This window comes from Serinicoccus kebangsaanensis (assembly GCF_008919445.1).
Lineage (GTDB): Bacteria > Actinomycetota > Actinomycetes > Actinomycetales > Dermatophilaceae > Ornithinicoccus > Ornithinicoccus kebangsaanensis.
Genome location: NZ_VSLG01000008.1, coordinates 74,683 through 89,098 on the forward strand (window position 1 = coordinate 74,683; position 14,416 = coordinate 89,098).

General features: G+C 73.1%; 13 protein-coding genes. 4 read left to right on the top strand and 9 right to left on the bottom strand.

Annotated features, from left to right (window positions below):
- Nucleotides 1–50: 50 nt before the first annotated feature.
- From pyrE to FXF60_RS10020, 3 genes are read right to left on the bottom strand one after another with little or no spacing between them, the layout of a single operon-like run.
- Entirely contained in the window at nt 51–596 is a 546-nt protein-coding gene (gene pyrE, locus FXF60_RS10010) for an orotate phosphoribosyltransferase (protein ID WP_151525833.1), read from the bottom strand.
- Nucleotides 597–622: 26 nt separating this feature from the next.
- Nucleotides 623–1,963, bottom strand: coding sequence for a glycoside hydrolase family 15 protein (locus FXF60_RS10015; RefSeq protein ID WP_151525834.1), 1,341 nt, complete (start codon nt 1,961–1,963; stop codon nt 623–625).
- Nucleotides 1,960–2,745 (bottom strand): SDR family NAD(P)-dependent oxidoreductase, encoded by a 786-nt coding sequence (locus FXF60_RS10020; RefSeq protein ID WP_151525835.1) that lies wholly within the window; start codon nt 2,743–2,745, stop codon nt 1,960–1,962. The genes FXF60_RS10015 and FXF60_RS10020 overlap by 4 nt, the downstream gene beginning before the upstream one ends.
- 80 nt (nt 2,746–2,825) lie before the next feature.
- On the opposite strand from FXF60_RS10020, the gene FXF60_RS10025 reads away from it, so the two are divergent.
- A complete protein-coding gene (locus tag FXF60_RS10025; protein ID WP_151525836.1) occupies nt 2,826–3,902 on the top strand; it encodes a hypothetical protein in 1,077 nt (358 codons plus the stop codon).
- The gene (locus tag FXF60_RS10030; RefSeq protein ID WP_151525837.1) at nt 3,899–5,086 is read left to right on the top strand and encodes a DUF6716 putative glycosyltransferase; all 1,188 of its coding nucleotides are present in this window, start codon (nt 3,899–3,901) and stop codon (nt 5,084–5,086) included. The genes FXF60_RS10025 and FXF60_RS10030 overlap by 4 nt, the downstream gene beginning before the upstream one ends.
- Here FXF60_RS10030 and FXF60_RS10035 read toward each other — a convergent pair.
- Nucleotides 5,079–5,969 (bottom strand): N-acetylneuraminate synthase family protein, encoded by an 891-nt coding sequence (locus FXF60_RS10035; RefSeq protein WP_151525838.1) that lies wholly within the window; start codon nt 5,967–5,969, stop codon nt 5,079–5,081. The two genes, FXF60_RS10030 and FXF60_RS10035, sit on opposite strands and share 8 nt — an antisense overlap.
- Before the next feature lie 116 nt (nt 5,970–6,085).
- Complete coding sequence (locus FXF60_RS10040) at nt 6,086–7,312, bottom strand: acylneuraminate cytidylyltransferase (RefSeq protein WP_151525839.1); 1,227 nt, start codon at nt 7,310–7,312, stop codon at nt 6,086–6,088.
- A 158-nt stretch (nt 7,313–7,470) separates the two neighbouring features.
- Here FXF60_RS10040 and FXF60_RS10045 point away from each other — a divergent pair, with 158 nt between their 5' ends.
- Entirely contained in the window at nt 7,471–9,366 is a 1,896-nt protein-coding gene (locus tag FXF60_RS10045; protein WP_202879605.1) for a glycosyltransferase, read from the top strand.
- A gap of 9 nt (nt 9,367–9,375) precedes the next feature.
- On the opposite strand, the gene FXF60_RS10050 is transcribed toward FXF60_RS10045, so the two are convergent.
- Genes FXF60_RS10050 through FXF60_RS10060 form a run of 3 tightly spaced genes read right to left on the bottom strand, consistent with a single transcriptional unit; the run spans nt 9,376 to nt 12,488 of the window.
- On the bottom strand, nt 9,376–10,689 hold the full coding sequence (locus FXF60_RS10050; protein ID WP_151525841.1) for a polysaccharide pyruvyl transferase family protein: 1,314 nt from the start codon (nt 10,687–10,689) through the stop codon (nt 9,376–9,378).
- The gene (locus FXF60_RS10055; protein WP_151525842.1) at nt 10,686–11,639 is read right to left on the bottom strand and encodes a hypothetical protein; all 954 of its coding nucleotides are present in this window, start codon (nt 11,637–11,639) and stop codon (nt 10,686–10,688) included. The genes FXF60_RS10050 and FXF60_RS10055 overlap by 4 nt, the downstream gene beginning before the upstream one ends.
- A gap of 48 nt (nt 11,640–11,687) precedes the next feature.
- Nucleotides 11,688–12,488, bottom strand: coding sequence for a deoxyribonuclease IV (locus tag FXF60_RS10060; RefSeq protein ID WP_151525843.1), 801 nt, complete (start codon nt 12,486–12,488; stop codon nt 11,688–11,690).
- Between the two features lie 44 nt (nt 12,489–12,532).
- On the opposite strand from FXF60_RS10060, the gene FXF60_RS10065 reads away from it, so the two are divergent.
- Complete coding sequence (locus tag FXF60_RS10065) at nt 12,533–12,943, top strand: SRPBCC family protein (protein WP_151525844.1); 411 nt, start codon at nt 12,533–12,535, stop codon at nt 12,941–12,943.
- On the opposite strand, the gene aztD is transcribed toward FXF60_RS10065, so the two are convergent.
- Nucleotides 12,944–14,329 (bottom strand): zinc metallochaperone AztD, encoded by a 1,386-nt coding sequence (aztD, locus tag FXF60_RS10070; protein WP_238335802.1) that lies wholly within the window; start codon nt 14,327–14,329, stop codon nt 12,944–12,946.
- Nucleotides 14,330–14,416 lie beyond the last annotated feature (87 nt).

A 14,416-nucleotide genomic window follows, 5' to 3' on the forward strand; every position in this document is an offset into this window, starting at 1 on the left:
GCGAGGGCCGGCCACCGGTCGGTGGCGGGCCCTCGTGGCGTCTACCGGGCTCAGAGCCCCAGGTCACCGAGCCCGAAGGCGGCCAGGTAGGTCAGGCCCTGCTCCTCGACCCGCTCCCGGGCACCGCTGTCCCGGTCGACGATGACCGCGACGGCCACGACCTCGGCACCCGCCGCGCGGACGGCCTCGACGGCGGTCAGCGGTGAGTTGCCCGTGGTCGAGGTGTCCTCCACCACCACCACCCGACGCCCCGCCACCGAGGGCCCCTCGATCCGCTGCTGCAGGCCGTGCGCCTTCTCGCTCTTGCGGACGACGAAGGCGTCCAGCGGGCCGCGGTCGCCGGCCGCGGCCGCATGCAGCAGCGCCGCGGCCACCGGGTCCGCCCCCATGGTCAGGCCCCCGACCGCGTCGACGTCCAGATCGCCGATGAGGTCGAGCATGACCTGCCCGACCAGGGGGGCCGCCTCACCGTGCAGGGTGACCCGCCGAAGGTCGACGTAGTAGTCCGCCTCCGCCCCCGACGAGAGGGTGACCCTGCCGTGCACGACGGCGAGGTCGGTGATGAGCTCGAGCAGACGGTCGCGTGCGGTGGTCATGGCCGCAGCCTATGCGGGCCGACGGCTCACTCCCCACCAGCGCCGCGAGGCCCGGTGGTCAGCACGACGAGCGCGGCCGTCCACGCCAGGGGCGCCACCGCCGCCGGGTCACCGTCGTGCAGGACCTTCTCCGGCAGGGCACCGGCCGGGGTGCGGTGCTCGTCCAGCCAGGTGAGCCACCGCTGCGCCTCGGCCGGATGGCCGTTGTGCGCGGCGGCGAGCGCCTGGAGCGCGGTCTCCGGCGTCCATGACACACCGTCGTTGCGCCACCCGGCGCCCGGCGCGACTCCTCCCGCCGGCCGCAGCTGCGCAGCCTGCGACCGCAACCGGGCGCCGTCGGCCCCGCGGACCGGCTCGTCGACGAAGGGAGGCAGCAGGAAGGTGACGGCCGCATCCGGGCGACCGCCGGCATACCGCCCGAAGCCTGGACCGAAGTCGGTCTCGATCTGTCGCCGCAGCGCCGCGGCGGCCGTCGTGAGCTCGCCGGGGTCGACCCCCGCGGCACGCCAGGCGGCAGGGTCCACCAGGCCGCGCGCGTCGAGGTCGGCCGCGGCCTCCAGCCCCATCAGCGACGTCGCGGCGATGCCGAGGGTCACCCGCTCCTCCGGTCGCTCCCAGTAGTCCGGGGACGGCTCGGGCAGGCCGGTCCCGGCATCGATGCGGTCGAGCAGCCGTGCGGCCGACCGGGTGATCAGCGGGGCCAGCAGCCGCTCTGGCCCGCCCGCCGGCTCCGCGCCCGGCACGCCGGCGTCGACCACCTCCCGCGCCGCCCACAGCGCCCACCCCGGGCCGTCCTCCTGGACCGGCCGGTCGTCCGGGACGCTGCCGTCACCGATCGGCAGGTAGCGCGCCTGCATCGACCCGTCCGGCGCCTGCAGCTCCTGCAGGAGCAGCATCGTGGTCAGGGCGTCCTGCTCGTGCCCGGTGCGGGCCAGGGCCACGGCGACGAAGGAGGCGTCCCGCGGCCAGACGAACTGCCACGCCGGGGAGGCCCCCGCCAGGACGGCGCCCGGAGCCGACCCGTGGGGAGCGCCGAGGGTGTGCAGGTCCCGCAGGGCCGCCCGCACCATCGGCGCGTGCGGGTCGGCGGGGTCCGGCTGCCAGCCCGAGCCGAGCCAGGCCTGACGACCCGCGGCCCGGGCCGCCAGCACGGACACCTCCAGGGGGATGGTCTCGCCGTCCGCCGACAACGGCAGCCACCCGTCGGCGCTGCGTCCCACGGCCACCGGGACGAGCCTGCCCCAGGCGTCCCGGGTCACGCCCTCCTGGTGCAGCGTGAGCTGTCGGTGGCTGCCCTGCCACACCAGGGCTCCGGCGCTCACCAGGAGCACCACGAGCACGGCGGCCAGCCGCGCCCGGCGGTTCATCCCGGCCGGTGCGGTGAGCGGCGCCGCGCGGCGAGCGAGCCGGCCACCGTGCGGGTCAGCCCTCGTGGCGCGGCCCGCAGCACCCCCACCACGGCCTTGTAGGTCCACGACGGCACCGAGACGACCCGTCCCCGTGCGACGTCGTCGAGGCTGGACCGCACGACGTCACCGGCGTCGAGCCAGAGGGCGTCGGGCAGCCTGGACATGTTCATCTCGGCGCGCTGGTGGAACTCGGTGTGCACGAAGCCGGGGCACACGGCGGTGGCGGTGACCCCGTGCGGCGCCAGCTCCGTGGCGAGCGCCTCGGTGAAGACGGTGACGTAGGCCTTGATCGCCGAGTAGTGGCCCATCACGGCATAGGAGGCGACCGACGAGACGTTGAGGATCGCCCCACGTCCCCGGGCTCGCATGGCACCGGCGGCGGCGTGCGACAGCACCATGACGGCCCGCACCATCACCTCGAGCGCGGCCTCCTCCTCCGCCAGGTCGCCCCGCACGAAGCCGCGCCGGGAGCCGAACCCGGCGTTGTTGACGAGCAGGTCGACCGGCCGCTCCGGGTCGGCGAGCCGGTCGGCCACGCGCCCCGTCGCGGCCCGGTCGGACAGGTCGGCCACCAGGACCTCGACCCGGGAGCCGTACCGCTCAGAGAGCTCCTCGGCGAGCAGGTCGAGCCGGCCCCGGTCCCGCGCCACGAGCACCAGGTCGTGGCCGCGCCCCGCGAGCTGCACGGCATACTCCTTGCCCAGCCCCGCCGAGGCCCCGGTCACCAGCGCAGTCGCCATGCGACCAGCGTATGTCGAGGCCGCCGACCCCACCTCCTGCCCCCACCTGCCCCGGTCCGTGCCGTGGAAGAATCGCTGCCGTGGGCAACGTGCGGCGACCTCCCCGACCCGGCGACGGACCCGCCGTCTCCCGCGCCATCGTCGAGTCCCCGCTGCAGCTGCTGTGCTCGGTGGAGGCCCATGCCGCAGGCCTGACCCCGCTGGGCCTGGACCTCGCGACCCGCTCCGACGTCCCCTCGCTGGAGGCGGCGTCGGCCTCTCTCGTCGAGCTCACCCTGCCCCCCGGCGTCCAGGTCCGGGCGGGCGGCCGTCTCCCGACCCCTCCACGACCGCGCGGGCCCCGGGTGGTCGGCGACGCCTTCTCCGGGACGGCGCAGTCCCGGCTCGCCCTGCGGCCGCCGGCGCAGCTGATCATCGTCGACGACGGTCTGTCGACGCTGGACCTCGTGCGCCGGCTCACGACGAGACGTCCGCTGGTGCGGACCAGACAACGCTCGCACGCGCTCCGGGCCGTCCTCGGCGCACGCACCGGGCAGCAGCTGCGGCGCTTCGCCCGCTCCGGGAGACTGGTCCTCTTCACGGCCCTCCCGCTGGAGCCGACGGTCGAGGCGGACCTGCGCGGCCTGGGGGTGCACATCGAACGGAACGCGTTCGGGTGGTTGCGGAGCCGCACCGCACCACCACCACCGCCCGAGCCCGTCGTCGTCGTGGGCTCCGGCATGGTCGCCGACCAGCTGATCGACCCCGACGACTACGTGCGGTGGGTCCAGGGCCTCGCCGCCAGGTCACCGATCCGCTACATCCCGCACCGCCGCAACAGCCCGGACGTCCTGGACGCCCTGCGCACCCATCCGGGGGTCACCGTCGACGAACCGCGCGGCCCCGTCGAGATCCGGCTCCGTGGCCTCTCCCGCACCCACACCGTCCGGTCCCTCCCCTCGACCTCCGCCCTGCTGCTGACCACCATCCTCGGCGACGGCGCACAGGTGCGGCCGCGGCCCGTGCCGGACTCCTGGTGGACCTCCGCGGCCAGCCCGGAGCTGCGCCGGCACCTGTCCAGCATCCTCGAGCTGACCGAGCGGGCCCGCGCCGACGCCTCCCGCGGGAGGGGCGACGCCGCACCGCGGGAGGACCCGAGCTGCGAGCGGGCTCCGTGAGGGTCCTCGCCGTCGCCGACAGCGACGCCTACCTCAAGTGGGCCGCCGCCACCGTGTCGGCAGCGACGGCGGCCGACCCGGCCGTCGACGGCGAGCTGCTGGTGCTCCGCACCCCGGTCGCCCCCTCCACGGGGCAGATGCGCACCGCGACCCACGGGGCGCGGGTGGCGCGGCCCAGCCTGGTGTCGGTGGGAGGGCTGCGTCGGCGGGTGCGGCAGGGACGCCCGGACGTCGTGCTCGTCGCCACGACCGGGCCGACCGCGGAGGTCGTGGCCCGTCACGTCGTGGCGGCCGCCGGGACCCGGGACCGCCCGGCCCTGGTGACCGGCCTTCCGGGGATGGCGCTGCCGGCGACACCCCTCGGCGTCACCCGGCGTCGCTGGTGCGACGCCTTCCTCGTGCACAGCCACCGGGAACGAGCGGCATACCGCCAGGCCTTCGCCGCGGTCGGAGCGACCCCCCGCATCGCCTGCACCCGGCTGCCCTTCCTGGCACCCGCCCCCCTGCCGCGCGACGGCGCGCCAGCGCGGGTCGTCTTCGCCGCCCAGTCGCTGGTGCCGACGTCCCGGGCCCAGCGGATCGCCCTGCTGGAGGGACTGGCACGGCTCGGCGAGGCGGGCTACGAGGTCGTGGTGAAGCTCCGCGTCGCCGACGGCGAGCGCCAGACGCACAACGAGGCATACCCGCTCAACCGCTTGTGGGAGCAGGAGCACGCCACGACGGGACACCGCAGCGACGTGCTGCACTTCGCGACCGGACCCATGGCCGACTGGCTGACACCGACGAGCGCGCTGGTGACGGTCAGCTCCACGGCCGCCCTGGAGTCGATGGCGCTGGGACTGCCGACCGTGGTGGTGGACGACTTCGGCGTGTCCGACGACCTGCTCAACGCCGCCTTCGTCGGCAGCGGTTGCCTGGCCGGACTCGCCGAGATCCCCGAGCTGCTGGCCTCGGGCGGCCCCCGTCTGGATGCGGACTGGGCGCAGGCCAACTACCTGCACCACGACCCGTCCGAGGTCCCCCGGCTGCTCCAGCAGCTCGGCGACCGGCGCGCGACCGGCGGGCTGCCCGGACCGACGGCCCTGGCGCCGGCCTCGTGGCCGACCTATGCACGGGCCAGGCTCCGCGCGGGCGTCCCGCTCGCGCTCGGCAGCCGGCTCGCCCGACGGCGACCGGTCAGCTGACGCGACGGAGGCGGGACATCGGGGCCTCCTCCCCGGGCATGACGATCTTCTCGCCGTCGCCCATGGCCTGCTCGAGGATGCGGATGTCCCGCACCAGGGTCGCCAGACCCCTCGGCTCGAGCGACGCGGAGTGGTCCGAGCCCCACATCGCCCGGTCCAGGGTGATGTGCCGCTCGACCGCAACGGCGCCGAGGGCGACGGCGGCGAGCGAGATCTGCAGCCCGGTCTCGTGCCCGGAGTAGCCGACCGGCACGCCGTACCGCTCGCGCAACGTGTGGATCGCGCGCAGGTTGGCCTCCTCCGCCGGCAGCGGGTAGGTGGAGGTGGCGTGCAGCAGCACCAGCCGCTCCGGGCCCAGGATGTCCACGGCCTGGTCGATCTGCGGGAGCGTCGACATCCCGGTGGAGCAGATGATCGGCTTCCCGGTGTCGCGCAGGGCGCGCAGCAGCTCGTGGTCGGTGACCGACGCGGACGCGACCTTGTGCGTCGGCACGTCGAAGGACTCGAGGAACGCGACCGAGGGGACGTCCCACGGGGAGGCGAACCACTGGATGCCGCGCTCGCGGCAGTAGGCGTCGATCTCGGCGTACTCGGCCTGCTCGAACTCGACCCGGTACTTGTAGTCGAGGTAGGTCATCTCCCCCCACGGCGTCTGGCGGATCGTGTCCCGCTGGTCCTTCGGGGTCGAGATCTCCGGTGTCCGCTTCTGGAACTTGACCGCCTGGGCGCCGGCGTCGACCGCCACGTCGATGAGCTGCTTGGCGATGCCGACGTCGCCGTTGTGGTTGATGCCGATCTCGCCGATCACGTAGACCGGCTGGTCCAGGCCGACCGCGTGGGCACCGACCGGCACCGTGCGGAGCTGGGTGGGGGTTGCCGTCATCGCCCGTCCTTGTGTCGAGTGCTTCCTGAGGTCACCGTCAGCCAAGGACAGCGACATGCACGGACGGCGGATCCGACATGTCGGGTCGCCTAAATTCGGATGAACGGCGCAGTGCGCTAGCCGGCGCGTGCGGCGAGTATCCGCTCGCAGACCTCCCGGACGGCACCGTCGCCGCCACCGCGACCCAGCACCACCCGGGCGGCGTCCAGCACCTCGGGGCGGGCGTCGGCCACCGCGATCGGCCAGCCGACGACGCCCATCGCCCCGAGGTCGTTGACGTCGTTGCCGACGTAGGCGACCCGGTCGGGGTCCAGGTGGTGCTCACCGAGCCAGGCCCGGAGCGCGACCACCTTGTCCTCGACCCCGTGCTGCACCTCGACCGACAGCTTGGCGGCGCGGGCCGCCACCACCGGGTTCACCTCGGTGGAGAGGATGAGGATCGGCACACCGGCCCGACGCAGCCTGGCCACCCCCATCCCGTCGCCCCGGTGGACCCGCACGCTCTCGGAGCCGTCCTGCCCCAGGACGGCTCGGTCGTCGGTGTGCACCCCGTCGAAGTCGGTCACGAGGGCGTCCACGTCGATGGCGTGACCCACCTGCCCGTCCGAGCCTGCGCCGTCCGAGCCCGCGCGGAGCGCGTCGTCCGTGGGCTGCCCGACGAGCTGTCGCGCCCACCACAGGTCCCGGGGCTCGTCGATCTCGACGGCCCACTCCGGCGCGACCGGCTGCAGCCCGACGGTGCCGAAGAAGCGCACCCGGCCCCGGCGGAACCCCTCGGTCCGCATGGCGTAGAAGGCGCCCGTCTCGCGGAAGTGCGGCGCGCGCTCCTGCCGGCGCGGGCGGTGCGTCGTCCGGTGGCCGACCGGGCTCGCCTCCTCCCCGTCCAGCCGCCACTGGAAGTCGTGCGTCGGCGCCACCGCCACCACCGTGTCGTGCTCCCCGGCGAGGACCCGGCGCACCGCGGCGTCCAGGTCGGCGGCGTCGATGAACGGGGAGGTGGCCTGGACCAGGACGGTGACCGGGGGAAGGGCCGGGCCGAGCCCGGGCACGCCGCCCTGCTCCACCAGGTCCAGCACGTGCAGCAGGGCCGACTCGGAGGACGCCGTGCTGCCCGCGATGTCGGCGGGCCGCTCCACCACGATCGCCCCCCGGGCGCGGGCCTCGGCCGCGATCTGGTCGTGGTCGGTCGACACGACCGTCGCCAGCACCGACGGCGCGGAGGTCGCGGCCTGGACCGCCCGGCCGACCAGCGACATACCGTCCACCCGCTGCAGGTTCTTGAGGGGCACCCCGACCGAACCGCCTCGGGCGGGGATCACGACCAGCGCTGCGGGTGCAGACATGACTCACCTCGGGTGACGTTCGGGAGCGGGGCTCCAGCCTAGCCACGCGCCGGTCAGGGAAGGTCCGCTCGCCGCTGCCCGTGTGCCACGATGGGCCTGCCCCGCTCGGGACAGTCATCTCCACTCGACAGGAGTACTCCATGGCGACCATGCGCAGCGTGCCTCTGAGCCAGGAGGTCGGTGCCCGCGAGATCGCCTCCTTCGCCGACGAGGTCCACCGCCCGCTGCTGGTCGTCGGCAACGGCCCGTCCTCGGCCATGCCGCCCTACCGGCGCATCCCGGCGGACGCCGTGGTGATCCGGATGAACTGGTTCTTCCTCGAGAGCAACTACCACTTCGGCGACCGCGTGGACGCGTGGTTCAGCGCCGTGCCGAACGAGACGCTCGAGCGGATGTTACAGGAGGAGATCCGCACCGGTCGGTACGACGTGCGTCGCATCCTCACCCCGATGCGCCTGGCCTCCCAGCGCGACGGCGAGGGCTACGGCCTCGACCCGAGGGTCCAGGTCACCGAGCTCGACTCCTGGAGCATGCCGGCGCGCAACCCGAGGCTGGCCCGGCACTTCATGAGCCGACCTGGGCTCCCCACCACCGGGATGCAGGCCCTGGCCTTCGGCCTGGGCGTCGGCTTCCGGGAGATCTACCTCGCCGGGCTGGACCTCTACGAGTCCAAGGACGCGCGGTACGGCTACACCATCCCGGAGGTCGTGGAACGCGGCCTGATGGCCAAGGACCTGGCACCCGGCTACGAGGCCGCGCACGGGCTGGACACCGACATCGCCTTCCTGCGTGCCTGTCTCGCCGAGTACCCGGACGCCCGGGTCCGCTCGGTCAGCCAGTCCGACACGTTGCACCTCTACGTCCCGCCGGCGACCGACCTGGACGACCGCCCGGTGCTCGAGCCCGCCGAGGGCTCCGTCGTCGGGCTGACCAAGGAGACCTCCGAACCGCAGGTCCCCATGGTCGACGAGCAGGAGCCCATCACCATCCCGGCCGTCCCCGGACCCCGGTGGAAGGAGATCGACGGGCGGCGGTGCGCCTACGTCACGGTCGTGTCCGGGGCATACCACCACGGGGCGCGCGCCCTGGCGAACTCGCTCCGCCGGGTCTCCGACGTTCCGCTCATCGCCCTGTGCACCCCGGGGGCGGACAAGGCCGCCCTGGCCGCGAGCGGCATCCTCACCCTGGACGTCCCCCCGATCCTCAACCCCGCCCTGAGCCCCTCCCGGCGGCGGCGGCAGAAGATGCAGTCCCGGTTCGCCGCGACCTACACCAAGCTGCACGTCTTCCGACTCGACTTCCTCGACCGCGCCGTCTACGTCGACAGCGACGCGGTCGTGCGCGCACCGATCGACGAGCTCTTCGAGGGTGACGACTTCGCCGCCGTGCCGGATGCCGGGATCAACCTGCCCAACGGGCGGACCTTCAACAGCGGCGTCTTCGCCTTCACCCCGTCGCGGACCCTCTTCGAGCAGATGATGGGTCGCCTCTCGGAGATCACCTCCTACGACGGCGGCGACCAGGGCTTCCTCAACGTCTTCTTCGACCGGTGGCGTGCCCTCCCGCTCGAGTACAACACCACCAAGCGGATGGCCGCGCACCACCCGGCGCTGTTCCACGACGACGACGTCAAGATCCTGCACTACGTCGGCAAGAAGCCCTGGGAGGTCACCGGTGACCACGACGTCTTCGACGAGCTCGAGTATGCCTGGCTGGACTACCTCACCGACGCCGAGAAGAACGAGCTCGTGCGGGACCTGCGCCGGCAGGAGGACCTGAGCACGCAGATCCCCACCGGCGACCCAGCCGTCCGTGCCCGCGAGCACCTGCGGGGTGGCAGTCCCGCCACCGCCCTGCGCGTCCTCGAGCAGGAGGCCGCCACGCGCACGTTGTCGACCGGCGAGCGACGGCTGATGGCGATGGCCTACGTCGGCGTCGGGCACCGGCGCAAGGCGCTCCGGGTGCTCGAGCGCGCGAACAGCCCGGTCACCGCGGCACGGATCGGCCAGGGCATCGCCAGCGCCTACCTGCGGTCCAGGAGCCGCAGCCGCTGAGGCTCGCGCTCAGCGGCGCCGCACCCGACGCCAGGCCCGTCCGGCCGCCCGGCGCACCGCACCGCGGGGCTGATCCGTCGTCCCACCTGGTGTCCCGCCGGACGCGTCCCGCACCGCCTGCAGCTTCTCCTCCAGCCGGGTGCGCTCGAAGGTCTCGTGGTAGAGCTGGTCCGCCTGCCGGCGGGCGCGCGGTGTCAACGGCTCGAACGAGGCGGGTGGCCGCACCCCGGTGATGCGTTCGTAGATGGTGGCGAGGTTGTCCAGGGTCAGGTCGAAGAACCGTCCTCGCACGCCCGCGAGCTCCTCACGCAGCTCGGGGCCGTTCTCGTGGACCTCCCGGACGGTGCGGTAGAGCACCTGCTGGAAGTCGTCCGCCCTGGGGTCGATCGCCCACTCGGGATGCCCGATGTCCGTGGCGAAGTACCGGGTCTTGTGATGCACGTGCAGCGACAGCGGGACCGAACCCATACCGAACGGGACCATCTGCGCGTGCCCTCGCGTGCCGAGGATCACCGGCAGGTCGGCGAACGCCTGGACACCCTGGAAGAGGACGTCCGAGCTGCCCCACAGGATGTGCTCCCGGTCGACCAGACCGGCCTCCCCGAGCCGCTCGTGGAACGTCATGTCCGCACGGGCGTGCGGGTAGGACCACACCGACCACCCCTCTGCGGAGAGCCGGGACAGGGCCGCGACCTGATCCCGGTAGATCGCGTCCGCATCGAAGCCCACGGCCTTCTGGCGCTTGCCGATGATCGACTCGGCGCCGATCACCCGGCGGTTCTCGATGCTGGGTCGGAACAGGTCGGGGTAGAGGTAGGACGCGAGCGTGGTGGGGCAGGGCTGGTACTCCACGCGTTCGGGGTCGTGCGTGACGTAGTCACGGATGCTCTCGACGGACCCGTGGTTGCGCAGCCCGACGAAGACGGACTTGTCCAGGGTGAGGTTGAGGTGCTCGTGGAACGGCGGACCGAAGTCCTCCTGCCCGATGAAGCGGTTGTTGCCGACGGCGAAGACGACGAGCGGGATCTTCAGGCGGCGCAGCATGGGCAGCGAGATGTTCCACTGCCAGCCCGACCGCGAGTTCGGGTTGGTGTCCCGCAGGAAGAGGCCACCACCGCCGACGACGACCGCGTCGAACTCGCTGTTGATGCGGTCCATGACCTTGGGACCGACCGGGTCACGCAGCGGCCGGCTCCCGGCCACCTCGAAGTACGCACCACCGCCGAAGCCCTCGAACGTCTCACGGACGGCCTCGAAGAGCAGGGTGTCGCCGTAGTTGCCGTAGGTCTTGATGTCGAAGTGGAAGAGCCGCAGTCGCTTCATGACCGCTCCACCGCCACCGGCCGCGCCGACCCCGGCGGGCCCTGCGTCGGTGTGAGGTAGGGAGAGGCTCCCGCCCCCGCCTCGGACACGACGTCGTGCAACCGCTCGTTCGACCCCCGCAGCAGGTCCAGGAGCTCGGTGCGCTGCTCCTCCTCGAGCAGGCGCGGCTTGGGGTGGGTGATGTTCGACAGGTGGGCGTCCAGGAAGGCCCGGAGCTCGCGTCGGGCCGGCGGCGGAAGGTGCGGGTTGGCCGTCAGCGCCACGTCCATGGCGACCTCCGAGTAGCCGCGGTTGACGCCGTCGGTGTTGAAGGACAGCGCGGGCGTGACCCCGGTGCCGAGCCCATCGAAGAACTCCTGGCAGAAGCCCCGTGCCTGCAGGGTCGAGATCGACTCGAAGTAGCGCACCTGCAGGTCGTCGTCCGGCCCGAGCGCCGAGCGGACCCGCTCTACCAGGTCGTCCCAGCGCAGCGCCTCCGGGCGGACCTGCGCGAAGAACTCCTCGAAGGTGATGGTGACGGCACCCATCCGCACCAGCTGCAGGTAGACGCTCTCGATGAACCGGTCCTGCCGGCGCAGGTAGACCAGGACCGTCGTGCGCCGCGGGCCCAGGACCTCGCGGAGCAGCCGGATCACCGGCACGGCGTCCGGGTAGGCCCCGTCGTCCCGGCGGAAGCAGGCGAGCGAGCCGAGCATGTCCTCGTGCGAGATGACCAGGCCCGGGGCCTCGGACGCCGCCGCGACCGCCGCGAACCCCTCCCGCAGCGTCTCGAACGGTGCGTTCCCCAGGCGCCATCGCCGATGCTTCCGGCCGGTCAGGGTGTCGAACTCGTGCCGCACCAGCACGTCGTAGCCGCGGGCGGTGAAGCGGTCCCGGGAGGCGTTGAGCGCCTTCTGCAACAAGGTCGTGCCGGTCTTGGGGAGGCCAACGTGAAGCACCAGGTTGTCCACACGGCCCACCCTAGCGGCACCCGGCGACGCTGCCGTGACGACGGGGACTCAGAGGTGCTCGCGCAACCAGTCCAGGTCGGCCAGGTGCTCGGAGGCACCCCCCGGGGTCTCCACCACCACGGGGGCACCGGCCCCGCGCACGACGTCCGCCAGCTCGTCGGGCGGCAGCTGACCGGCTCCGAGGTTGGCGTGCCGGTCGGCCCCGGAGCCGGCGGCGTCCCGCGAGTCGTTGGCGTGCACGAGGTCGATCCGTCCGGTGATCTCCCGCACCCGGTCGACCACGTCCCCCAGCTCGATGCCACCTGCCCAGGCATGGCAGGTGTCGAGGCAGAAGCCGACCTTGTCGGAGCCCTCCGCGGAACTGATCGCCTCCCAGACCCGGGCGATGCGATCCAGGTGGCGCGCCATCGCGTGGTCGCCGCCGGCGGTGTTCTCGATGAGGACCGGGGTGTCCGTGATGGTCAGCGACTCGATCGCCTTGCGCCAGTTGTCGAACCCCTTCTCCTCCTCGTCCGGGCCGGCCACGTGCCCACCGTGCACGATCAGCCCCTTGGCGCCGATCTCGGTGGCGGCGTCCAGGTGCTGCTGGAGCAGCTTGCGCGAGGGGATGCGGATCCGGTTGTTGAGGGTCGCGACGTTGACGAGGTAGGGGGCGTGGACGTAGAGGTCCACCCCCGCCTCCTGCGCGGCGGCGCGCAGCGCCTGCGCGCCTCCTTCGTAGCGCACCACGGGCTTCTTGTATCCCTGCGGGTCGCCCAGGAAGAACTGCACCAGCGGCGCCTTCCGCGCCTGCGCCTCGGCGATCGGGTCGGTCTGCTCGACGTGTGCTCCCAGGGCCAGCGTGCTCATACCGTCATGGTAGGCGCGGCGTGCGACAGCTCTAGTCTGGAGCCGTGGCCTCCTTCTGGTTCGACGTCCTGGTGCCCGGTGCCCCTGCGCTGGTGTGGGAACGGCTCTGGGACCTGGACCGCCACACCGCGGCGATCCCGCTGACCCGCACGCTGGGCGGTCCGCTCGGCCCGGACGCGGAGTTCGTCGCCCGCACCGGCGTCGGGCCGCTGCGGGTCGACGACCGGATGCGGGTCCGCGGGTGGGACCCGCCGCACCGGGCCGTGGTGGAGAAGGTCGGCCGCCCGCTCACCGGCCGGATCGAGGTCCTGCTGCGCGCCGCAGGGGCTGACACCCGGGTGCGGTGGGAGCAGGAGTATGCCGTGACCGGGGTGCCCGACGCCGTGGCGGCGCTGGCGGCCCCGGTCGTCCGGTCGGCCTACCTCCGGGCGGTGCGGCAGATCACCGCACCCTGATCAGGAGGTGGGCTCCTCCTCCTCGTGGTCGTGGTCCTCGTGGTCGTGGTCCTCGTGGTCGTGGCCCTCGCCCTCGTGCCCGGCCTCGACGTCACCGGACACGCCGGACAGCTCGTTCGGCTGCTCCGGGAGGCTGGCGGAGTCGATGACCTGCATCGTGTCCAGGTCGACGATGTGGAGCTCGTTCGAGGCCGGCTCGCTGACGTAGCCGAACTGCCCGTGCACGAAGAGCGTCGGCCGCGGCTCCTGCCACTCCTCCGGCTCCTCCCAGGGCTCCACCACGGACAGCTCGTCCGTGATCTCCCCGGTGGCCGGGTCGATGACGTGCAGCTCACCGTCGGTGCCCAGGACGAGCGCCTCGCCCTGCGGCCCCCGACCCAGGGAGCGGAAGGAGTAGGAGGTGCCCAGGTCCACGAGCTGCAGCTCGCCGGTCTCGGTGTCGGTCAGGCTGACGCGCTCGGGCCGCTCGAGCTCAGCGTCCTCGTCCACCTTGTAGTCGCCGAGGACCACGTGCGACAGCTCCGTGCCGGCCACGTTGCCCACGCGCCCGTAGCCGTCCGGGGACTGGGCCTTGGTGAAGGCTCCGTCGGCATAGATCACCGGGCCGTCCTCGCACCCGAGGACCACCGCTCCGCCCTCGGCGACGGTCTCGCCGTGGACTCCCGGGCACTCGTCAGTGACGGCGAGCTGCTCCCCGTCGGCATCGGTGACCACGGCCCCGCTGCGCTCCTCCTCGGTGCCGACGGTCTGCAGCAGCGAGCCGTCCTCGAGCAGGACTGCCACGCCGTGGTGCGGGTCCTCGACCTCGAGGGTGTCGTCGACCGGCAGCTCGCCCGCCTCGCCGTCGAGCTCGGCGGGGTCGACCAGGTCGATCCGGCCGGCTCCGTCGAAGTAGAGCGCCGTGCGTCCCGCGTGGCGGACGACGTGGCCCGGGTGGGACCCCTCGGCGGCCAGGTCGGTGAGGGCGGGGTTCGTCGTGTAGCTGTGGCTGTGGTTGCCGTGCGGCTCGCTCCAGGTCCCGGCGTCGAGCAGGCGGAAGGCGTCGCCCTCGGTGAGGAACAGGTGGCGCCCGTCGCCGGCCGGGTTGAGCCGGGTGAAGCCCGCGGCCTCGAGGTCCGCCTCGACCTCCAGCGACAGGGCGTCGAGGACGAGGACGCCCCCGTCATAGGTGACCGCCAGCCGCGGGGTCGGTCCGGCCGCCTCGACGGTGGCAGCGGCCTCAGGATCCTCCGCGGCGTCGGTGCCGAGGTCGGCGGTACCCGCCTCCTCCGGGGTGTCGTCCTGGCTCGATGTGGCGGGCGCGTTGTCGTCCGCGCCCCCTGCGTCGTCGGAGGTGGTCGGCCCACAGGCGACCAGCATCGAGGAGGTCAGGGCAAGGGTCAGCATGGCGCTCTTCGTTCTCATAGTGAGAATCATTATTGTTCTAACGGCGCACGTCAACCCGGGGGCTCGACCACGCCCGTCTCAGGGCAG